This is a genomic window from Ectothiorhodospira shaposhnikovii (assembly GCF_047222355.1).
GTDB lineage: Bacteria > Pseudomonadota > Gammaproteobacteria > Ectothiorhodospirales > Ectothiorhodospiraceae > Ectothiorhodospira.
On sequence record NZ_CP178333.1, the window covers coordinates 2,214,853 to 2,235,025 of the forward strand.

Consider the following 20,173-nt stretch of genomic DNA (forward strand, 5'->3'; position numbering starts at 1 on the left):
CCTGCGGGATCAGGCCCCGGGATCAAGCACCGTCATGCCGCCCATATAGGGCTGCAGGGCTGACGGGATGTGAATGCGGCCCTGGGCATCCTGACCATTCTCCACCAGGGCCACCAGGGTGCGGCCCACGGCCAGCCCCGAACCATTGAGGGTATGCAGCAGTTCCGGCTTGCCCGTCTCGGGGTTGCGGCAACGGGCCATCATGCGCCGGGCCTGGAAATCCTCGAAGTTGGAGCAGGAAGAGATCTCCCGATAGCAGTTCTGGGCCGGCAGCCATACCTCGATGTCATAGGTCTTGGCCGCCGAGAACCCCATGTCCCCGGTGCACAGGGCCATGACCCGGTAAGGCAGCTCCAGCCGCTGCAGGATCGACTCCGCATGGCCAGTCAACGCTTCCAGGGCATCCCAGGACTCGCCGGGACGCACCAGCTGCACCAGCTCCACCTTCTCGAACTGGTGCTGGCGGATCAGACCCCGGGTGTCCTTGCCGTAGGAGCCGGCCTCGGAACGGAAACAGGGGGTGTGACAGACAAAACGGGCCGGCATGGCGTCGGCGTCCAGAATGCTGTCCCGGGCCAGGTTGGTCACCGGCACTTCCGCCGTCGGGATCAGGTAGTAGCCGGGATCTCCCCCCATGCGGAACAGATCGGCCTCGAACTTGGGCAACTGACCGGTCCCCCGCAGGCTGTCCGCGTTCACCAGATAGGGCACATAGACCTCCTGGTAGCCATGCTCCCGGGTATGCACGTCCAGCATGAACTGAATCAGAGCCCGGTGCAGGCGGGCCATGGGGCCGCGAAGTACCGCAAAACGACTGCCGCTGAGCTTGGCGGCGGCCTCGAAATCCATCCAGCCTTGGGGAGCGCCCAGATCCACATGGTCCAGGGGCGTGAAGTCCAGACGACGGGGTTCGCCCCAGCGGCGCACTTCCTGATTCTGGGCCTCATCCCGTCCCACCGGCACGGACTCATGGGGCAGGTTGGGAATCCCCATCATGAAGTCGGACAGGGACTGCTGCAGCTCGGCCAGACGGGCCTCGCAGGCCTTGAGCTCATCCCCCAGTCGCCCCACTTCAGCCTTCAGGGGCTCGATATCCTCACCCCGGGCCTTGGCTTGGCCGATGGTCTTGGATCGGGTATTTCGCTCGTTCTGCAGTTCCTGGGTCCGTACCTGCAGGGCCTTGCGCTCGGACTCCATGTGGTTGAAGGCCTCCACATCCAGGGTGAAGCCCCGGGTGGCCAGGCGGGCGGCAACGGTGTCCAGGTCGGTACGAAGCGTCTTGGGATCGAGCATAGGGTCTGGGTTCGGGATTGAATGGACGATTGGGGTCTGAGCGATGGTAGCACAGGGCCACGACCGGTGATTGACCCGGACGCCCGCCAGGGAGACACTCGAACCTCAATGCCCGGCAAGCGCAAGGAGTCCGCCATGGCTGACCATGATCCCGCTCGCGACCCGCTCTATCCCGACCCTCGGCGCCAGATCTCCCCCCAGGAGCGAGACGCCCTGATCGCGGCCCTGGACCAGGTGCTGCCCACGGACGCCCTGCTCCATCACGAGGAAGACCTGCGGCCCTACGAATGCGACGGCCTGTCCGCCTATCGGCGCCTGCCCCTGGCGGTCATCCTGCCCCATGACCTGGCGCAGGCCCGGGCCGCCCTCGGCATCTGTCGGGAGCGGGGCATCCCGGTGACGGCTCGGGGCGCCGGCACCGGCCTGTCCGGCGGCGCCCTGCCCTTTCCCGACGGCGTGCTGCTGAGCCTGGCCCGCTTCAACCGTATCCTGGAACTGGACCCGGTCCGACGCATGGCCCGGGTCCAGCCCGGGGTCCGTAATCTGGCCATTTCCGAGGCTGCGGCCCCCCATGGTCTCTACTACGCCCCCGACCCCTCTTCCCAGATCGCCTGCTCCATCGGCGGCAACGTGGCGGAGAACTCCGGCGGGGTGCACTGTCTGAAATACGGCCTGACGGTCCACAATGTGCTGGCCGTGCAGATGCTGACCATTGAGGGTGAACTGCTCACCCTGGGCGGCGAGGCCCTGGACAGCCCGGGCTATGACCTGCTGGCCCTGATCCACGGCTCCGAGGGCATGCTCGGCATCATCACCGAAGTCACGGTCAGGCTGCTGCCCAAACCGGAACGGGCGCAGGTGCTGATGGCGGCATTCGACGACGCCCAGACCGCCGGCGAGGCGGTGGCCGGGCTGATCGGGGCCGGCATTATCCCCGGCGGCCTGGAAATGATGGACAACGACGCCATCCGCGCGGCGGAGGATTTCGTGCATGCGGGCTATCCGGTGGACGCCGCCGCCATCCTGCTCTGTGAACTGGACGGCACCGAGGCGGAGGTCTCCGAGCAGGTGATGCAGGTGCGCAACCTGCTGCTGGACAGTGGCGCCACCGAGGTGCGCACGGCCCGGGACGAGCAGGAACGCATGCGCTTCTGGGCCGGTCGCAAGGCCGCCTTCCCGGCGGTGGGCAGGATCTCGCCGGATTACTACTGCATGGACGGCACCATCCCCCGGCGTCATCTGGGCCGGGTGCTGGGCGGCATCGCCGAGTTGTCCCGCGGCTACGGACTGCGGGTGGCCAACGTCTTTCATGCCGGTGACGGCAATCTGCATCCGCTGATCCTGTTCGATGCCAACGTGCCCGGCGAGCTGGAAAAGGCCGAGGAACTGGGCGGTCAGATCCTGGAACTGTGCGTGGAGGTAGGCGGCACCATCACGGGAGAGCACGGGGTGGGCATCGAAAAGATCAATCAGATGTGCGTGCAGTTCCAGCCGGCGGAGCTGACCCAGTTTCATGGGGTCAAGGCAGCCTTCGACCCGGAAGGCCTGCTCAACCCGGGCAAGGCGGTGCCCACCCTGCATCGCTGCGCCGAATTCGGTGCCATGCACGTGCATCGCGGACAGCTCCCCTTTCCCGATCTACCGCGGTTCTAAGGCACCGTCCAGGGAGCCAGACGGCCGCGCACGGGAAAACCGTTATCAATCGCCCGACGCCCTGTGCTGGCGGTCGGGAATTTTTGCTTCCGAATCACCCCGGGGAAACGCTGATCCAATCCACCACCGTCACTCCCGCGACGGCGGGAGTTGCTGTTTTTCAGCCTGTTACCGGATTCCCGCTGGTGCGGAAATGACGGACTCAAAACATTCCAAAGGAATGACCTTAGTCCGGAATCCTCATCAGGATTGTTGACACTTTTCAAAAATCCTCTAAGGTCATGCCCTGATCGGATAACCACAAGCACCTCGACCGAGGGTGCGGACACCACGATGCCGCGCAGACGCAGGCAGCACTACCCCCGCCTGGGGCACTAACAAGCAGGAGCGAGTCATGGGTTATGCAGAGGTTTATGCACGCGCAGTGAACGATCCCGAAGGCTTCTGGGCCGAGGCCGCCCAGGCACTCACCTGGTCCCGGCCCTTCGAGAAGGTGCTGGATGACAGTGCCGCCCCCTTCTACCGCTGGTTCGCGGGCGGGGAACTCAACACCTGTTACAACGCCGTGGACCGGCATGTGGAAAACGGCCGCGGCGAGCAGACGGCCATCATCTACGACAGCCCGGTCACGGACACCAAGCGCCGCCTCAGCTTCCGTGAACTGCAGGACCAGGTGGCCCGTTTCGCCGGCGCCCTGGCCGACATGGGCGTCACCAAAGGTGACCGGGTCATCATCTACATGCCCATGGTGCCCGAGGCCCTGGTGGCCATGCTGGGCTGCGCTCGCCTGGGGGCGATTCACTCCGTGGTGTTCGGCGGCTTCTCCGCCCGCGAACTGGCCACCCGCATCGATGACGCCACCCCCAAGGTGGTGGTGGCCGCCTCCTGCGGCATCGAGCCTTCCCGGGTGGTGAAGTACAAGCCCCTGCTGGATCAGGCCATCGAGATGGCCACCCACAAGCCCGAGCGCACCCTGATCCTGCAACGCCCCCAATCCCCCTGCGACCTGATCCCGGGACGGGACGTGGACTGGACCGCGGCCATGGCCGCCGCGGCACCCCATGACTGCGTCCCCGTGTCCGCCACCGATCCCATCTACATCCTGTATACCTCCGGCACCACCGGCAAGCCCAAGGGCGTGGTCCGTCACAACGGCGGTCATGCGGTGGCCCTGAACTGGAGCATGAAACACATCTACGGCATGGCGCCCGGCGAGGTGTTCTGGGCGGCCTCCGACGTGGGCTGGGTGGTGGGACATTCCTACATCGTCTACGGCCCCCTGCTTTACGGCTGCACCACGGTGGTCTATGAAGGCAAGCCCGTGGGCACCCCGGACCCCGGTGCCTTCTGGCGGGTGATCGAGGAATACAAGGTGTCGGTGATGTTCACCGCCCCCACCGCCTTCCGCGCCATCAAGAAGGAAGACCCGGGCGCCGAACATCTCAAGCGGTACAACCTGGATCAGTTCCGCGCCCTGTTCCTGGCCGGTGAGCGTTGCGATCCGGATACCCTGGAATGGGCGCAGAAGATCCTGCAGCGTCCGGCCATCGACCACTGGTGGCAGACCGAGACCGGCTGGGCCATCGCCGGCAACTTCCTGGGCATCGAACAGCTGCCCATCAAGCCCGGCACCGCCGGCAAGCCGACCCCGGGCTACAACGTGCAGATCCTGGATGACAACGGCAAACCGGTGCCCGCCGGAGAAATGGGCCGGATCATGGTCAAGCTGCCCCTGCCCCCGGCCTGCCTGCCCACCCTGTGGAACAACGACGAGCGCTTCAAGGAGTCCTATCTGAGCGCCGAACCCGGCTACTACCTCACCGGTGACTCGGGCTACATGGATGAGGACGGCTTCCTGTACGTGATGGGCCGTATCGACGACACCATCAACGTGGCTGGACATCGCCTGTCCACCGGCGCCATGGAAGAGGTGCTGGCCTCCCATCCGGCGGTGGCGGAGTGCGCGGTCATCGCCGTGGCCGACGAGCTCAAGGGCTCCCTGCCCATGGGTCTGGTGGTGATGAAGTCGGGCGTGAACATGGATGCCGACACCCTGAGCAAGGAGCTGGTGAGTCTGGTGCGGGAGAAGATCGGACCGGTGGCCGCCTTCAAGCTGGTGGCCGTGGTCAGCCGCCTGCCCAAGACCCGTTCCGGCAAGATCCTGCGGGCCATCATGCGCAAGATCGCCGACAACGAGGCCTATCAGGCCCCGGCCACCATCGATGACCCGGCGATCCTGGACGAGATCCGGGACAGCCTGAACCGGATAGGGTACGCGGAGGCTCGGGAAACGGCCTGAGGCCGAACGACGCCCTTCTCCCTTGCCAGGGGAGAAGGGCGTTTGGCCCCGACAAACAGGGAAACCCGGGGATTGTCACCAGAAATACCACTTTATCTCCAGGAAAAGGCCTGATACCCTAATATTGTCAACAATCGGACGACATATGCCAGATCTCAACGACCAACTCGGGCAACAGGGTGTCACCTTGGCGGATCGGGTCTTTGCGCGCCTGCGCCAGGCCATCGTCGAGGGTGAGATCCCTTCGGGCACCAAGATCAGCGAACCGGAACTGGCCAGTGAATACGGCATCAGCCGCGGCCCCCTCAGGGATGCCATCGGGCGCCTGGAGGCCTGTCACCTGGTGGAGCGTCGTCCCAACGTGGGTGCCCGGGTGGTCTCCCTCACCCAGGAAGATCTGCTGGAACTCTATCTACTGCGCGAGGCCCTGGAAGGCATGGCCGCCCGCCTGGCTGCGGAACGCATGTCCGGCCGCGACATCGACGAGTTGCGCAAGCTGCTCAAGCAGCACCAGGAACGGGCGGAACTGCAGGAAGGCATCGCCTATTTCCAGACCGAGGGCGATCTGGACTTTCATTACCGCATCATCAAGGCCAGCGGCAATGTCCGCCTGATCAAGCTGCTGTGCGACGACCTGTACCACCTGATGCGCATGTACCGCTTCCAGTTCGGCATGGCCAGCTCCCGGGCCCTGATCGCCTTCCGGGAACATGGTCACATCGTCGAGGCCATTGCCGACCGGGACCCGGAAATGGCGGAACTCATCATGCGCCGCCATATCCGCAGTTCACGGATCAACGTGGAACTGCTGTTTGACGAGAAGGCCCCCAAGGGAGCCAGGGCCACCCCGGCCATTCGCTCCGCCAGTGCCGCCAACGGCGCCGGCGCGGCCCCGCCGCTCTGACCACCACGCATCATCCCCTCAATATAAGGAGATCCAATGACCGAGCCATCCACGCCAGGCGCGCGCCTGCGTCGCGCCGTTGAAGAAGAGCACCCGCTGCAGGTGGTGGGCACCATCAATGCCTATCACGCGATGATGGCCGAACACGTGGGCTACCGGGCACTGTACCTGTCCGGCGGCGGTGTCGCCGCCGGTTCCCTGGCCCTGCCGGACCTGGGCATCAGCACCCTGCACGACGTGCTGGAAGACGTACGCCGCATCACCTACGTGACCGATGTTCCCCTGCTGGTGGATGCGGATACCGGCTTCGGACCCAGCGCCTTCAACATCGGTCGCACGGTCAAGGAACTGATCCGCGCCGGGGCCGCCGGCTGCCACATCGAGGATCAGGTCCAGGCCAAGCGCTGCGGTCATCGCCCCGGTAAGGCCATCGTCACCAAGGACGAAATGGTGGACCGCATCAAGGCCGCCACCGATGCCCGTGACCGGGATTTCGTCATCATGGCCCGTACCGACGCCCTGGCCGTGGAAGGCATGGACTCCGCCATCGAACGGGCCGTGGCCTGTGTCGAGGCCGGTGCCGACATGATCTTCCCCGAAGCCATGAACACCCTGGAACAGTACCAACAGTTCGTGGATGCCGTCGGCGTCCCGGTGCTGGCCAACATCACCGAGTTCGGCAGTACCCCCCTGTTCACCACGGAAGAGCTCAAGGGCGTGGGCGTGAGTCTGGTGCTCTACCCCCTGTCCGCGTTCCGCGCCATGAACAAGGCGGCCCTGAACGTGTTCGAAGCCATCCGCCGCGACGGTACCCAGCAGGGTGTCATCGACACCATGCAGACCCGCATGGAGCTCTACGAGCACCTGGGCTACCACGCTTACGAAGAAAAACTGGACCAGCTATACCGCAAAGGCGGCTAAGACGGAGAATGACGAAAATGACCGAGACCGAAATCGCCAAGCCCAAGCCGAAGAAATCGGTAGCCCTGTCGGGCACGGCTGCCGGCAATACCGCCATCTGCACCGTGGGCCGCACCGGCAACGACCTGCACTACCGGGGCTATGACATCCTGGACTTTGCCGATGAAGCGGAGTTTGAGGAAATCGCTCACCTGCTGATCCACGGCACCCTGCCCAACGCCGCCGAACTGGCCCGCTACAAGGCCCGTCTGAAGTCCATGCGCGGCCTGCCCGCCGCCCTGCAGACCGCCCTGGAGCAGATTCCGCCCTCCGCCCACCCGATGGACGTGATGCGCACCGCCGTGTCCATGCTGGGTACCCTGGAGCCGGAAAAGGAAGACATGAACGTGGCCGGCGCCCGTCTGATTGCCGATCGCCTGGTGGCTTGCCTGGGTTCCGCCCTGCTCTACTGGTACCACTTTGCCCATAACGGCCGCTGCATCGACGTGGAAACCGACGACGACAGCGTGGGCGGTCACTTCCTGCACCTGATGCACGGCAGCACCCCGCCGGAAGCCTGGGTGCGAGCCATGCACACCTCCCTGAACCTGTATGCGGAGCACGAGTTCAACGCCTCCACCTTCACCGCCCGTGTGGTGGCAGGCACCAACTCCGACATCTACTCCGCCATCACCGGCGCCATTGGTGCCCTGCGAGGTCCCAAGCACGGCGGCGCCAACGAAGTGGCCTGCGACATCCAACAGCGTTACCACAACGCCGACGAGGCCGAGGCGGACATCCGCGAGCGCGTCGCCCGTAAGGAGATCGTGATCGGCTTCGGCCACCCGGTCTATACCCTCAGCGACCCGCGCAACAAGGTCATCAAGGACGTGGCCCGTCGCCTGTCCGAGCAGGAAGGCTCCATGCGCATGTATGACGTGGCCGATCGCCTGGAGACGGTGATGTGGGAACTGAAGAAGATGTTCCCCAACCTGGACTGGTTCTCCGCCGTGTCCTACCACATGATGGGCATCCCCACCGCCCTGTTCACGCCGATCTTCGTCATTGCCCGCACCACCGGTTGGGCGGCTCACGTGATCGAGCAGCGTCAGGACGGCAAGATCATCCGCCCCAGCGCCAACTATGTGGGTCCGGAAAACCAGTCCTGGGTACCGATGGACCAGCGGGCCTGAACCTGACGGTCTGATGTCTGGCAAAGCCCCTCTTTCCCGGATGGAAAGAGGGGCTTTTTTGTCATCCCCCCTGTTTTCTGTAACCTGGGAACACCCTCTCAATCACTTGAGGAATCCATTGATGAATCAACCCCATTTCCAGGATCTGGACCACGGCATCACTCTGATCGATGCCCAGGTGGTGCGTCACGGCCTGGCCGCCAGCTATCTGATCGTGGAGAACGGTCGCGCCGCCTTCGTGGAGACGGGCACATCCCACTCCGTGCCGGTGCTGCTTGAGGTGCTGGAACACAAGGGTCTGTCCCGGGAACAGGTGGACTACGTCATCCCCACCCATGTGCATCTGGACCATGCCGGTGGCGCCGGGACCCTGATGGCCCAGCTTCCCAATGCCAGACTGGTGATCCATCCCCGGGGCGCCCGACACATGATCGATCCCTCCAGGCTCATTGCCGGTGCCACGGCGGTGTACGGTGAAGCGGTCATGGCACGGGATTTCGGCACCATCCTGCCGATCCCCGAAGACCGGGTGATTCAGGCCGGCGACGGTGACAGCGTGTCCCTTGGCGGCCGGGAACTGGTGTTTCTGGACACCCCGGGGCATGCCCTGCATCACTTCTGCGTGGTGGACGAGAAGGGCCGGGGCATCTACACCGGTGACACCTTCGGCATTGCCTACCGGGAGTTGGATACCGAACGGGGGGCCTTTGTGTACCCCACCACCACGCCGGTGCAGTTCGATCCCGAGGCCCTGCATGCCTCGGTGGACCGGCTGGTGGCCCAGGGGCTGGATTACATGTACCTGACCCATTTCGGCCGGGTGGGCGGCGAGTCGCTGGGCCGCTTGCAGACCGAGCAGCATGAGATGATCGAGGAATTTCTGGCCCTGGGGCGTGCCCACCGGCGGGACGGCGAAGGCCGGCACCAAGCCCTGTGCGATGGCATGATGGCCCTGTTCGTGAAACGACTGGCCGCCCATGGCTGTCGGTTGCCGGAATCCAGGATTCGGGAACTGCTGGCGATGGACGTGGAACTGAACGTGCAGGGGCTGGAGGTGTGGCTGGACAAGCAGCCGGCGGGATAGGTCGCCGCGATGAGCCCCTCTCCCGCAGGGGGAGAGGGGTTGGGGCGAGGGGAATCAGGACTACCGCGGACCCTTCGCCTTGGCCTCGATGCGACGGCGGTGCAGGACCGGCTCGGTATAGCCGTTGGGCTGCTCCCGGCCACGGAACACCAGATCACAGGCGGCCTGGAAGGCCACGGAAGCCTCGAAGTCCGGAGCCATGGGATGGTAGGACGGATCGCCGGCATTCTGCTCGTCCACCACACCGGCCATGCGTTTCATGGTCTCCATCACCTGGGCATCGGAGCAGATGCCGTGATGCAGCCAGTTGGCGATATGCTGACTGGAAATACGCAGCGTCGCCCGGTCTTCCATCAATCCCACATTATTGATGTCCGGCACCTTGGAACAGCCGATGCCCTGATCGATCCAGCGCACCACATACCCCAGGATGCCCTGGGCATTGTTGTCCAGCTCCTGCTGGATCTCCTCGGTCGTCCAGGCCGGACTGGCCTCCACCGGAATGGCGAGGATGTCGTCCAGGGCAGCACGGCGCTGGCCCACCAGGGATGCCTGCACCTCGGCCACGTTCACCTGGTGATAATGCAGGGCGTGCAGGGTGGCCGCCGTGGGTGACGGAACCCAGGCGGTATTGGCACCGGCCTTGGGATGGGCCGCCTTCTGCTGCAGCATCTGCGCCATCAGGTCCGGCATGGCCCACATGCCCTTGCCGATCTGGGCGCGGCCCTTGAGGCCGCAGGCCAGGCCCACGTCCACATTCCAGTCCTCGTAGGCGGACAGCCAGCGAGCCGCCTTCATGGCCCCCTTGCGCATCATGGGGCCGGCCTCCATGGAGGTGTGCATCTCGTCACCGGTACGGTCCAGGAACCCGGTATTGATGAAGACGATCCGCTCCTTCACGGCGCGGATGCAGGCCTTGAGGTTCACCGTGGTACGGCGCTCCTCGTCCATCACGCCCATCTTCAGGGTGTTGCGCTTCATGCCCAGGGCATCTTCCACCCGGGCAAAGAGCTGATCGGCAAACACCACTTCCTCCGGGCCGTGCATCTTGGGCTTGACGATGTAGACCGAGCCGCAGCGGGAGTTGTGCAGGCCGTCGCCGCGCCTGAGATCGTGCAGGGCGATCAGGCTGGTGATCATGCCGTCCAGGATGCCCTCGGGCACCGGATTGCCGTCCTGATCCAGCACGGCATCGATGGTCATCAGGTGACCCACGTTGCGCACGAACATCAGGGACCGCCCCGGCAGGGTCAGGGTACCGCCCTGGGGACGGACATATTCCCGATCCGGATTCATGCGACGGATCACTTCCCGGCCGGCCTTGTGGAAGCCGGCGGTCAGGTCACCCTTCATCAGGCCCAGCCAGTTGCGATAGACCACCACCTTGTCCTCGGCATCCACCGCGGCCACGGAATCCTCGCAGTCCATGATGGTGGTGAGGGCCGACTCCATGAGCAGGTCCTTGATGCCAGCGCTGTCGGTCTTGCCGACGGTGCTGGAGGGGTCAAACTGGATCTCGAAGTGCAGACCGTTGTGGGCCAGCAGGATGGCCTTGGGGGCACCGACATCGCCCTGATACCCCTTGAACTGTTCCGGATCCTTGAGTTCACTCAGGCTGCCGTCGGCCAGGGTGACCTGCAGTGCACCCTGCACCACCGCATATCCCCGGGATCCCGCATGACTGCCGCGGGCCAGAGGGGCCGCCTGATCGAGGAATTCGCGGGCAAAGGCGATGACCTTCTCGCCCCGCCGAGGGTTGTAACTACCGCCGCGCTCGCAGCCGTCCTCTTCGCTCAGGGCGTCGGTGCCGTAAAGGGCGTCATAGAGGCTGCCCCAGCGGGCATTGGCGGCGTTCAGGGCGTAACGGGCATTCATCACCGGCACCACCAGCTGAGGTCCGGCCTGGCGGGCGATCTCCGGGTCCACCTGTTCGGTGCCGACCTGGAAATCCTCCCCTTCCGGCTGCAGGTAGCCGATCTCGCTCAGGAAGGCCTTGTAGGCGGCCATGTCAATGGCGCCCGGATGCCCGCGATGCCATGCGTCGATACGGGCCTGGAGATCATCCCGCTTGGCCAGCAGCTTCCGGTTTTCGGGCGCCAGATCGTGAATGATGGCGTCCAGACCGTTCCAGAAGGCATCGGCGGACACACCTGTTCCGGGCAGCGCCTCGTTGTTGATGAAGTCGTGCAGCTCCCGGGCGACCCGCAGGCGTCCCGCCGCGACGTAATCATTCATTGATGAAATTCCTCTGCTCGAAAATCAGGAGGGTGAGTCGTCAACATGCCATTCAACCCGTCTACTGGATGACCACCAGCGAGCCGTAGGGCATCAGATCATACAGTTCTATCACATCCCGGTTGGTCATGCGCACGCAACCCTCGGAAGCCGGCCGCCCGATCAGGCCTTCCTCATCGGTACCGTGGATATAGATGAAGCGCGAGAAGGAATCGATCCCCTCCCCCCGGTTGATGCCGTACTCCAGCCCCTCCAGCCACAGAATGCGGGTGGTGATGTTGTCCTCCGGGGTGCGCCGGGGATCGGTGACGATATCGGCAATCCGGCCGGTATCCACCCGGGCACGGAACACGGTGCCCATAGGGGCCTCGTCACCGATCTTCTGGCTGATCCGGTGCACACCCAGAGGGGTCTGGTAACTCCCGGCCTGGTTGCCGATGCCATAACGGGAGGTGGACACCGGGAATTCCCGCTTCACCCGTCCCTCCCTGACCACGTAGAGCCGCTGGGCATCCACTCGCACGATGGCCACGGGATCCGCCACGAAATACTGGGGAAAATCCGACTCCAGCCGCTCCATGACCGGCTGGTACCAAGGCAACTCGATCTTCTCCTCGTCATGCACCGGATCAGTCTCCTCCAGCACCCAGGCTCCCACCGAACTCAGGGGCAACAGGCACACGCAGACCCAGCACGCCAGGGCCAGACACAGACGCCTCGTGTCAGGCGTTGTTGTGCAGGTCCAGATTGGCGTATTCGCGGTCCTTTTTATGTTTGGCCAGATCATTGCGGCGTTGTTCCAGATGTGTCAGGTAGTCGGGGCTGACCTGGGTGACATATTCACCAGTGAATACGGAGCAGTCAAACCGCTCCAGACGCGGGTTACCCTTGCGCACGGCACCCATCAGATCTTCCAGATCCTGATAGATCAGGCGATCGGCGGCAATGGCCGCGCAGACCTCCTCCTCGGTACGCCCATGGGCAATCAGTTCCTGGGCGGCGGGCATGTCGATGCCGTAGACGTTGGGATAACGCACCGGCGGGGCCGCGGAAGCGAAATAGACCTTCCGTGCACCAGCCTCCCGGGCCATCATGACGATCTCCCGCGAGGTGGTGCCGCGCACGATGGAGTCATCCACCAGCAGCACGTTCTTGCCCTTGAACTCCAGACCGATGGCATTGAGCTTCTGGCGCACCGACTTTCTGCGCTGGGTCTGGCCCGGCATGATGAAGGTGCGGCCGATGTAACGATTCTTGATGAAGCCCTCCCGGTATTTCACGTTCAGCTCATGGGCCATCTCGATGGCCACGGTGCGGCCGGTATCCGGGATGGGGATGATCACGTCGATGTCGTGATCCGGCCATTCCCGCAGGATCTTCTTGCCCAGCCGCGTGCCCATGCGCATGCGGGCGCGATGCACCACCACATCGTCCATCACCGAGTCTGGACGGGCAAAATAGACATACTCGAAGATGCAGGGAGAAAGACCGGGGTTGTCGGCGCACTGCTGCAGATGCACCGTGCCGTCCATCTCGATATAGATGGCCTCCCCCGGCGCCAGATCCCGCACCAGTTCAAAGCCCAGGGTATCCAGGGCCACGCTCTCGGAGGCCACCATGTATTCCGTACCTTCCTCCGTCTCCCGCCGTCCGTAGACCACCGGGCGGATGCCGTGGGGATCACGAAAGCCCAGGATGCCGCGACCGCAGAACATGGCCACCACCCCGTAGGCCCCCTGACAGCGCCGATGCACCCCGCTCACCGCCCGGAACAGGGCCTCGGGGGTAAGGGAAAGCCCATCCTGACGGATCAGTTCCTGGGCCAGGATATTGAGCAGGATCTCGGAATCGGATTCCGTGTTGATATGGCGCCGGTCCTGCAGAAACAGCTCACGCTTGAGTTCCGCGGCATTGGTGAGGTTGCCGTTATGTCCCAGGGTGATGCCATGGGGGGAGTTCACATAAAAAGGCTGGGCTTCCGCCGAGGAGGAACTGCCGGCGGTGGGATAGCGCACATGGCCGATACCCATGTTGCCGGTGAGACTTCGCATGTGCTGCTGGGTGAACACGTCCCTTACCAGGCCGTTGTCCTTGCGCAGATGAAGATGACCATCCTCGTCACAGGTCACGATACCGGCGGCATCCTGACCGCGATGCTGCAATACCAGGAGAGCGTCGTACAGCGCCTGGTTGACGGGGCTGCGACCGACTATTCCGACTATCCCGCACATGGGGTGTGCCTCTTTGGTGATTCTGGGAAGACTTAGGGCCCGATCAGGCCCCGAAAGAAAAGTGAGACGCCAGATCCGGTGGCAGATAATCGCGCAGCCAAAGGGCGATGCGCTCAAAGTGGGGAACCAGGAGACTGTCCTGCCACCAGGGCTCTTCCGGAATCACCGTCAGGCCCATGAGCAGGATCACCACGGCCACGATCAGGCCACCACGGGCCAGACCGAATACCGCACCGATGCTGCGATCCGTTCCCGACAGCCCCGTCTTCTTGACCAGTTGTCCGGCCAGAACATTGACGATGCCCCCCATCAGCAAGGTGAGGATGAACAGGATGGCAAAGGCAATACCCAATCTCAGGGTGGGGTCTTCCAGACCGAAGGGCAGATGCGCGGCCGCCACACCGGAATAGGCCAGGGAGATCCAGAAGGCCAGGATCCAGGTAGCCAGGGAGATGGCTTCCTTGACGAAGCCACGGAACAGGCTGATCACGGTGGAAACCGCCACAATGCCCAGGATGACGAAATCGATCCAGATCATATCCATGCAGATGAAAGTCTCGTGACGCGGAGTGTAACAGAGATTGGGGCGTTCATCGGCAAACGGATGGCCAGATCAGGGGTGGCTGACCACAATGCCTCTGAGCGACTGCTCATCCTGCAGCCGGGTCTGCAGGGACTGGGCGGCATGACGCTCCAATTCCGGACCCACCTTGACCCGGTAGAGGACCCGACCGTCGGCGCTGGTGCGCTCCACGAAGGCCGGGAACCCGGCGCGACGCAGCCGGTCGGCCTCTCCCCGTGCATTGGCCTCCTGCCCGAAACTGCCCACCTGGACCACCCAGCCACCGGCGACCGGGGTGCCCGGCTCGGGTGAACGCGCCGCAACCGGACTGCGGGGTTCCGCGGGCGGTGGCGGCGTCGGCACCGACTCGGGTACGGAGCGGGCCTGCGGACGGGGCTGAGGCGGCGGCGTGGAAGGCATAGGGGACTCGCGCACGACCGGGGGCGCCTGCGGCGCGGCCGCCAGGCGTTGTTCCTGGATCGGTGCCGGAACGGGACGTTCAAAGACCGGTTCCGGAGGCACCGGTTCGGACAGACTCAGGCGAGCCTCCCGTCCAGCGCCATCCAGCAGCATGGGAAGGAAGATGACGGCCAGGGCCACCAGCACGGCTGCCCCGACAAGGCGTTGTTTCAATGGTGTTTCCACGGCTTGGGCGTCCTCGGGCGGCAAGTATAAACCATTCCTCGCCCCAAGACCCGCCCCCGCTTCAATCCCCTTCATCGAATTCCCGCCTGCCCAGTCTCAGATGCATGAGCACGCCGGCGCGTCCCCGGGCGTCCTCATGACGGTCCATGCCATAGGGCATGAAGCCTTTTTCGTAGCACATGAGCAGGGCCGGGGCATCCTCCGTGGCCACCTGCACGTGCATCTCCCGGCAACGCGCCTCCCGAAAGGCGCGTCCCATGAGGTGATCCAGCAGATGGGAACCGATCCCCAGTCCCCGTAGATCAGAGCGCACCACCAGATGACTTACGAACCCCGCCCCACCCGGCTCCAGGGAGTGCAGGACACCGAAGGCCACCACCTCCCCCCGATATTCCACCACTTCGGCATGGGCACTGCCGGCAACCGCCGGTCGCAGCCATTCCGGTGATACCGGATGGGCCGCACCAGGGAAGACCCAGTCGGCCTCACGGGCATCCAGCGGCAGTTGACAGACGATTGCCAGATCCGCCTCTCCGACGGGGCGGATGACAAGACGCGTTGGATCATACTTCACGTTCCATGAAACCTCTTTTGATCACACCGACAGCCTCATGAATCCCGATCCGGAACCGCCACCGGCGGCACGGATCCTTCGGACAGCATGGTAGACTGCCTCATTCATTCATTGCCTGCGACACGACGCAATGCACGCCGTTTCAGTCAACACCCGGGAAGCCTATCGCGAATGCCTGCGGCAGGCCCATGATCATTATGAAAACTTCCCGGTGGCCTCCCGGCTGGTGCCGCCCCGCCTGCGCGGCCCCATCGCCGCAATCTACAGCTTTGCCCGCCGCGGCGACGATCTTGCCGACGAGGGTGACCGGCCCGCCGACGAGCGCCTGACCGCCCTGGACGATCTGGCGGCCCGTCTGGATGCGGCGGCAGCCGGAACACCGGACACCGATCCGACCTTCATCGCCCTGGCCCACGCCATCTCCGCCCATGGCCTGCCCACCGCCCTGTTCCATGACCTGTTGAACGCATTTCGCCAGGATGTCACCAAGAGCCGCTACCAGGACTTCGGCGAGGTGGTCCAGTATTGTCGCTGTTCCGCCAACCCGGTGGGGCGGCTGCTGCTGCACCTGAGCGGCGAGGCCGATGAACGGCGCCTGGCTCTGTCCGACGCCGTCTGCACCAGCCTGCAGCTGATCAACTTCTACCAGGATCTGGCCCAGGATTATCACGAAATGGGACGGATTTACATCCCCATGGATGACATGGCACGCTTTGGTGTCACCGAGGCCCATTTCCGTGATCGTGTGACCGATACCCCCTTTCGCCACCTGATGCAACACCAGTACCGGCGCGCCGACCAGCTGATGCGCAGCGGCGCCCCCCTGGGCGGCCTGCTCCGGGGGCGCATCGGCCTGGAGATCCGCCTGATCATCGTGGCCGGCGCCCGGGTCCTGTGGCACCTGCAGCGGCAGCAGGGTGATCTGTTCTCCCGGCCAAGACTGCAGGCCCGCGATTACCTGGTGATTCTGCGCGACGCCCTCATTCCCCGTCACCGCTGACCCACCGACCTGTGATAGTTTAAGGCCCTGGCGACAACCAGAATCAAGGCCCCATGACCCCCGACCAGTACTGTCAGGAAAAGGCCGCAGGCAGCGGCTCCAGCTTTTATTACAGCTTCCTGTTCCTGCCCCCGGAACGGCGCCGGGCCATCACGGCCCTCTATGCCTTCTGCCGGGAGGTGGATGATGTGGTGGACGAATGCCATGACCCGGCCGTGGCCCGTGCCAAGCTGGACTGGTGGCGGGAAGAAGTCAGTCGAACCTTCCAGGGCAGCCCCACCCACCCGGTCTGCCAGGCCCTGCAGCCCTTTCTGGAACGCTTCAACCTGCCGGAGGAACACTTCCGGGAAATCATCGACGGCATGCAGATGGACCTGGACTATGATGCCTATCCCAGCTTCACGGAACTCTCCCTCTACTGTTATCGGGTGGCTTCCGTGGTGGGTCTGATGTCGGCGGAGATTTTCGGCTACGAGGACCGCCGGACCGCCCGCTACGCCCACGACCTGGGCATGGCCTTTCAGCTCACCAACATACTGCGGGATGTACTGGAAGACGCCCGACGAGGCCGCATCTATATCCCCCTGGATGAACTCAAGCGGTTCGATGTGCAGCCGGTGGACCTGCAAAGACCCCAGACCTCGGAACACCTCCAGGCCCTGTTCGCCTTTCAGGCGGACCGCGCCAGGGAATATTACCGACGGGCCTTCGAGCATCTGGCGGAATCCGACCGCTACGCCCAGCGCCCGGGCATCATCATGGCGGCCATCTATCGCACCCTGCTGGACGAGATCGCCGCCGATGGCTACCGGGTGCTGGAACAGCGGGTCCGGCTCACCCCCCTGAGAAAATTCTGGATCGCGTGGCGGATCGCCCGCCAGGAAAAACGCCGTCACCGGAAGGTTGCACAACAATGACCCCCCCTGATACCGACGTCTGCATCGTGGGTGCCGGCTGGGCCGGGCTGAGCGCGGCGGTACGACTGGCCCAGGCGGGCAGACAGGTCACGGTACTGGAAGCCGCCCGGGCCCTGGGGGGCCGGGCCCGTCAGGTGGACCTGGACGATGTCCCGCTGGATAACGGCCAGCATCTGCTGCTGGGTGCCTATACCCATGTCCTGCGGATGATCGAGACCATGGGGCTGCCGGAATCCCGTATCTTCCTGCGCCTGCCCCTGGATCTGAACATGCGGGAATCGGGCGTACCGGATCTGTCCATCTCCAGCCTGTTCCTGCCGGCCCCCTTCCATCTGCTGGCCGGACTGCTCACTGCCCGCGGCATGCCCGGCAGGGACCGCCTGCAGGCCCTGCCGGGCCTCGCGCGACTGATGCGCTGGAACGGCGCGGAAGACATCCCGGTATCCCGACTGCTGCATGAACACCGGCAGCCCGACACCCTGATCCGGCAGCTCTGGATCCCCCTGTGCCTGGCCACCCTCAACACCCATCCCGCCGAGGCCTCGGCCCGACTGTTCACCGCCGTGCTCAGGGGAGCATTCTCCGGTCACCGCAGCCATGCGGACCTGCTGATCCCCAGGGTCAGCCTGGGCGAGGCCCTGCCGGAACCGGCCCGCCATTACGTGGAATCCCTGGGGGGATCGGTGATCACCGGTGCCCGGGTCCAGTCCGTGGACCGCGACGGCGACGGTTTCCGCCTGCAACTGCGGGAAGGGGATGAATACCGGGCCCGACAGGTGATCCTGGCCACACCCCATGGCATCACCGCCCGGCTGCTGGCCGGTTTTCCCGCCCTGACGGAAACGGCCGCCAATCTTGACGCCCTGGCCTGCGAACCCATTTGCACCGTCTACCTGCGCTATCCGGAGGAAACCCGCCTGAGCACACCATTCCACGGCATGCTGGGCACCACCGGGCAATGGGTCTTTGATCGGCGCTTCACCGGTCAGCCCGGGGTCATGGCGGTGGTCATCTCGGCCTCCGGCCCGCACATGGACCTGGACAACCAGGCCCTGGCAACCCAGATTCAGGCGGAACTGCACATGCTCTTCCCTGCCTGGCCAGCCCCACTGCAGAGCTGGGTGATCCGGGAAAAGCAGGCCACCTTCAAGGCCGAGGTGGGCTGCGACCGGCTGCGCCCGGGCAACCGCACCGCCGAAGCCGGCCTCTGGCTGGCGGGCGACTACACGGCCAACGGTCTGCCGGCCACCCTCGAAGGCGCGGTCATCAGTGGGCTAGAATGCGCCGAATCACTGCTTCATTCGAACGATCCAACCACGGAATGCTCATGATCCCGCAACAACTGCTCACCTATGCTCCAGCCCCGGACCTGCTCAAGGACCGGGTCATCCTGGTGACCGGATCCACGGGCAGCATCGGCCGCGTCCTGTCCCTGGCCTGTGCCGCCCATGGCGCCACCGTGATCCTGCTGGACAAGGTGATCAAATCACTGGAAAAGGTCTACGACGAGATCGAGACCGCCGGCGGCCCCCAGCCGGCCATTTACCCCATGAACCTGGAAGGCGCCACCGCCAAGGATTACCAGGATCTGGCGGAGAACGTGGGCAACGAATTCGGCCGCCTGGACGGCCTGGTCCATAATGCCGCCTTCGTGGGATATCTGACGCCGCTCAAGCACTATGACCTGGAACTGTGGGCCAGGGTCATGACGGTGAACCTGCATGCCCCCTTCCTGCTCACTCATGCGGTGCTGCCGCTGCTGGAGCAGTCCCCCGATCCGTCCGTGGTGTTCTCCACCCACGACTGCCAGAAGGCCTACTGGGGGGGATTCGGGGTGGCCAAGGCGGGCCTGAAGGGCCTGATGGACATCCTGTCCAAGGAATATCAGGGAGATCGCAAGATGCGGGTCAACGGCGTGGACACCGGCCCAATCCGCAGCCAGTTGCGGGCGGAGCAGTATCCGGGGGAAGACCCCACCACACTGGCCACCCCTGAAGAGGTCATCGGGCCGTATCTCTATCTGCTGGGGCCGGATGCCGGTCAGACCACCGGGCAGAACCTCAAGCTGGCCTGACACATCGACTGCAAGGGACAGCCTTCGCAGCGGGGCCGGGGGCGGCAGAGGGTCTTGCCGTGGGCGACGATCAGGGCATGGAACTCGTTCAGGGCCGGGACATCCTCCCCCAGCACCGCCTCGACCCCGGTCCTGAGCACCTCATAGGGCTCATCTCCCCCGGCCAGTTCCAGGCGGGCAAACAGACGCCGGGTATAGGCATCCACCACGAACACCGGCCGCTCGAAGGCATACAGCAGGATGTCGTCCGCCGTCTCCGGCCCCACCCCCTTCACCGACAGCAATCCCCGGCGCAGGGCCTCGGTGGACCAGCCCCGCAAGGCGGTCTCCCCGCCCTGCTCCAGATACCAGTGGCAAAAGGCCTGCAGCCGCCCCGCCTTGACGTTGAAATATCCGGAAGGCCGGATCAGACCGGCAAGATCATTGCGCGGCAGGGCCGCCAGGCTTTCCGGATCCAGCACTTCGGCTGCCTTCAGGTTGACGATGGCCCGCTCCACGTTGGTCCAGGCGGTATTCTGGGTCAGGATGGCCCCCACCATCACCTCGAAGGGCGTCTCCCCTGGCCACCAGTGCATCGGCCCGTGATGGGCCGACAGGCGTTCCAGGGTG

Annotated in this window: 18 protein-coding genes; 10 read left to right on the forward strand and 8 right to left on the reverse strand. The window is 64.5% G+C overall.

Features of this window, described 5'->3' with window-relative positions:
- Nucleotides 1-9: 9 nt before the first annotated feature.
- Nucleotides 10-1,293: a serine--tRNA ligase gene (gene serS / locus ACLF6L_RS10040; protein WP_412851611.1), complete on the reverse strand. Its 1,284-nt coding sequence runs from the start codon at nucleotides 1,291-1,293 to the stop codon at nucleotides 10-12.
- A gap of 135 nt (nucleotides 1,294-1,428) precedes the next feature.
- On the opposite strand from serS, the gene ACLF6L_RS10045 reads away from it, so the two are divergent.
- The 6 genes from ACLF6L_RS10045 to ACLF6L_RS10070 all read left to right on the forward strand — a co-directional run bounded on the left by ACLF6L_RS10045 (nucleotide 1,429) and on the right by ACLF6L_RS10070 (nucleotide 9,326).
- A complete protein-coding gene (locus ACLF6L_RS10045) occupies nucleotides 1,429-2,946 on the forward strand; it encodes an FAD-linked oxidase C-terminal domain-containing protein (protein ID WP_412851612.1) in 1,518 nt (505 codons plus the stop codon).
- A 394-nt stretch (nucleotides 2,947-3,340) separates the two neighbouring features.
- Nucleotides 3,341-5,245: a propionyl-CoA synthetase gene (locus ACLF6L_RS10050; RefSeq protein ID WP_412851613.1), complete on the forward strand. Its 1,905-nt coding sequence runs from the start codon at nucleotides 3,341-3,343 to the stop codon at nucleotides 5,243-5,245.
- Between the two features lie 145 nt (nucleotides 5,246-5,390).
- Complete coding sequence (locus ACLF6L_RS10055; protein ID WP_238616115.1) at nucleotides 5,391-6,149, forward strand: GntR family transcriptional regulator; 759 nt, start codon at nucleotides 5,391-5,393, stop codon at nucleotides 6,147-6,149.
- A gap of 36 nt (nucleotides 6,150-6,185) precedes the next feature.
- Nucleotides 6,186-7,070: a methylisocitrate lyase gene (gene prpB, locus ACLF6L_RS10060; RefSeq protein WP_238616114.1), complete on the forward strand. Its 885-nt coding sequence runs from the start codon at nucleotides 6,186-6,188 to the stop codon at nucleotides 7,068-7,070.
- A 17-nt stretch (nucleotides 7,071-7,087) separates the two neighbouring features.
- The gene (prpC, locus tag ACLF6L_RS10065; protein ID WP_238616113.1) at nucleotides 7,088-8,242 is read left to right on the forward strand and encodes a 2-methylcitrate synthase; all 1,155 of its coding nucleotides are present in this window, start codon (nucleotides 7,088-7,090) and stop codon (nucleotides 8,240-8,242) included.
- Between the two features lie 121 nt (nucleotides 8,243-8,363).
- Nucleotides 8,364-9,326, forward strand: a complete 963-nt coding sequence (locus tag ACLF6L_RS10070) for an MBL fold metallo-hydrolase (RefSeq protein ID WP_412851614.1) — start codon at nucleotides 8,364-8,366, stop codon at nucleotides 9,324-9,326.
- Between the two features lie 60 nt (nucleotides 9,327-9,386).
- Here ACLF6L_RS10070 and ACLF6L_RS10075 read toward each other — a convergent pair whose 3' ends face one another.
- From ACLF6L_RS10075 to ACLF6L_RS10100, 6 genes are all read right to left on the reverse strand, one after another.
- Nucleotides 9,387-11,561 (reverse strand): malate synthase G, encoded by a 2,175-nt coding sequence (locus tag ACLF6L_RS10075; RefSeq protein ID WP_412851615.1) that lies wholly within the window; start codon nucleotides 11,559-11,561, stop codon nucleotides 9,387-9,389.
- Between the two features lie 61 nt (nucleotides 11,562-11,622).
- Nucleotides 11,623-12,141, reverse strand: a complete 519-nt coding sequence (locus ACLF6L_RS10080; RefSeq protein WP_200175330.1) for a L,D-transpeptidase — start codon at nucleotides 12,139-12,141, stop codon at nucleotides 11,623-11,625.
- A gap of 142 nt (nucleotides 12,142-12,283) precedes the next feature.
- Nucleotides 12,284-13,792: an amidophosphoribosyltransferase gene (gene purF, locus ACLF6L_RS10085; RefSeq protein WP_412851616.1), complete on the reverse strand. Its 1,509-nt coding sequence runs from the start codon at nucleotides 13,790-13,792 to the stop codon at nucleotides 12,284-12,286.
- A gap of 43 nt (nucleotides 13,793-13,835) precedes the next feature.
- Nucleotides 13,836-14,330: a CvpA family protein gene (locus ACLF6L_RS10090; protein ID WP_412852781.1), complete on the reverse strand. Its 495-nt coding sequence runs from the start codon at nucleotides 14,328-14,330 to the stop codon at nucleotides 13,836-13,838.
- 75 nt (nucleotides 14,331-14,405) lie between these two features.
- Entirely contained in the window at nucleotides 14,406-15,023 is a 618-nt protein-coding gene (locus ACLF6L_RS10095; protein WP_412851617.1) for an SPOR domain-containing protein, read from the reverse strand.
- 37 nt (nucleotides 15,024-15,060) lie between these two features.
- Nucleotides 15,061-15,573, reverse strand: a complete 513-nt coding sequence (locus ACLF6L_RS10100) for an N-acetyltransferase family protein (RefSeq protein WP_412851618.1) — start codon at nucleotides 15,571-15,573, stop codon at nucleotides 15,061-15,063.
- A 130-nt stretch (nucleotides 15,574-15,703) separates the two neighbouring features.
- On the opposite strand from ACLF6L_RS10100, the gene hpnC reads away from it, so the two are divergent.
- Genes hpnC through ACLF6L_RS10120 form a run of 4 tightly spaced genes read left to right on the forward strand, consistent with a single transcriptional unit; the run spans nucleotide 15,704 to nucleotide 19,564 of the window.
- Entirely contained in the window at nucleotides 15,704-16,573 is an 870-nt protein-coding gene (gene hpnC, locus ACLF6L_RS10105; protein ID WP_200175151.1) for a squalene synthase HpnC, read from the forward strand.
- A gap of 53 nt (nucleotides 16,574-16,626) precedes the next feature.
- Nucleotides 16,627-17,490 carry a presqualene diphosphate synthase HpnD gene (hpnD, locus tag ACLF6L_RS10110; protein WP_200175159.1) on the forward strand — a complete coding sequence of 288 codons (864 nt, stop codon included), beginning with the start codon at nucleotides 16,627-16,629 and terminating at the stop codon, nucleotides 17,488-17,490.
- The gene (gene hpnE / locus ACLF6L_RS10115; protein WP_200175165.1) at nucleotides 17,487-18,821 is read left to right on the forward strand and encodes a hydroxysqualene dehydroxylase HpnE; all 1,335 of its coding nucleotides are present in this window, start codon (nucleotides 17,487-17,489) and stop codon (nucleotides 18,819-18,821) included. The genes hpnD and hpnE overlap by 4 nt, the downstream gene beginning before the upstream one ends.
- Complete coding sequence (locus ACLF6L_RS10120) at nucleotides 18,818-19,564, forward strand: SDR family oxidoreductase (RefSeq protein WP_200175167.1); 747 nt, start codon at nucleotides 18,818-18,820, stop codon at nucleotides 19,562-19,564. The genes hpnE and ACLF6L_RS10120 overlap by 4 nt, the downstream gene beginning before the upstream one ends.
- Here the strand turns inward: ACLF6L_RS10120 and ACLF6L_RS10125 are convergent.
- On the reverse strand, nucleotides 19,531-20,139 hold the full coding sequence (locus tag ACLF6L_RS10125; RefSeq protein ID WP_200175334.1) for an endonuclease III domain-containing protein: 609 nt from the start codon (nucleotides 20,137-20,139) through the stop codon (nucleotides 19,531-19,533). The two genes, ACLF6L_RS10120 and ACLF6L_RS10125, sit on opposite strands and share 34 nt — an antisense overlap.
- Nucleotides 20,140-20,173 lie beyond the last annotated feature (34 nt).

What these genes read in the sequence shown, in the direction of transcription:
- purF (WP_412851616.1), bottom strand. Translation starts at nt 13,792, where the DNA reads ATGTGCGGGATAGTCGGAATAGTCGGTCGCAGCCCCGTCAACCAGGCG.
- ACLF6L_RS10090 (WP_412852781.1), bottom strand. Translation starts at nt 14,330, where the DNA reads ATGATCTGGATCGATTTCGTCATCCTGGGCATTGTGGCGGTTTCCACC.
- serS (WP_412851611.1), bottom strand. Translation starts at nt 1,293, where the DNA reads ATGCTCGATCCCAAGACGCTTCGTACCGACCTGGACACCGTTGCCGCC.
- ACLF6L_RS10070 (WP_412851614.1), top strand. Translation starts at nt 8,364, where the DNA reads ATGAATCAACCCCATTTCCAGGATCTGGACCACGGCATCACTCTGATC.
- hpnC (WP_200175151.1), top strand. Translation starts at nt 15,704, where the DNA reads ATGCACGCCGTTTCAGTCAACACCCGGGAAGCCTATCGCGAATGCCTG.
- ACLF6L_RS10045 (WP_412851612.1), top strand. Translation starts at nt 1,429, where the DNA reads ATGGCTGACCATGATCCCGCTCGCGACCCGCTCTATCCCGACCCTCGG.
- ACLF6L_RS10120 (WP_200175167.1), top strand. Translation starts at nt 18,818, where the DNA reads ATGATCCCGCAACAACTGCTCACCTATGCTCCAGCCCCGGACCTGCTC.
- hpnD (WP_200175159.1), top strand. Translation starts at nt 16,627, where the DNA reads ATGACCCCCGACCAGTACTGTCAGGAAAAGGCCGCAGGCAGCGGCTCC.
- ACLF6L_RS10050 (WP_412851613.1), top strand. Translation starts at nt 3,341, where the DNA reads ATGGGTTATGCAGAGGTTTATGCACGCGCAGTGAACGATCCCGAAGGC.
- ACLF6L_RS10125 (WP_200175334.1), bottom strand. Translation starts at nt 20,139, where the DNA reads ATGCACTGGTGGCCAGGGGAGACGCCCTTCGAGGTGATGGTGGGGGCC.
- ACLF6L_RS10080 (WP_200175330.1), bottom strand. Translation starts at nt 12,141, where the DNA reads ATGGAGCGGCTGGAGTCGGATTTTCCCCAGTATTTCGTGGCGGATCCC.
- ACLF6L_RS10055 (WP_238616115.1), top strand. Translation starts at nt 5,391, where the DNA reads ATGCCAGATCTCAACGACCAACTCGGGCAACAGGGTGTCACCTTGGCG.
- hpnE (WP_200175165.1), top strand. Translation starts at nt 17,487, where the DNA reads ATGACCCCCCCTGATACCGACGTCTGCATCGTGGGTGCCGGCTGGGCC.
- prpC (WP_238616113.1), top strand. Translation starts at nt 7,088, where the DNA reads ATGACCGAGACCGAAATCGCCAAGCCCAAGCCGAAGAAATCGGTAGCC.
- ACLF6L_RS10075 (WP_412851615.1), bottom strand. Translation starts at nt 11,561, where the DNA reads ATGAATGATTACGTCGCGGCGGGACGCCTGCGGGTCGCCCGGGAGCTG.
- prpB (WP_238616114.1), top strand. Translation starts at nt 6,186, where the DNA reads ATGACCGAGCCATCCACGCCAGGCGCGCGCCTGCGTCGCGCCGTTGAA.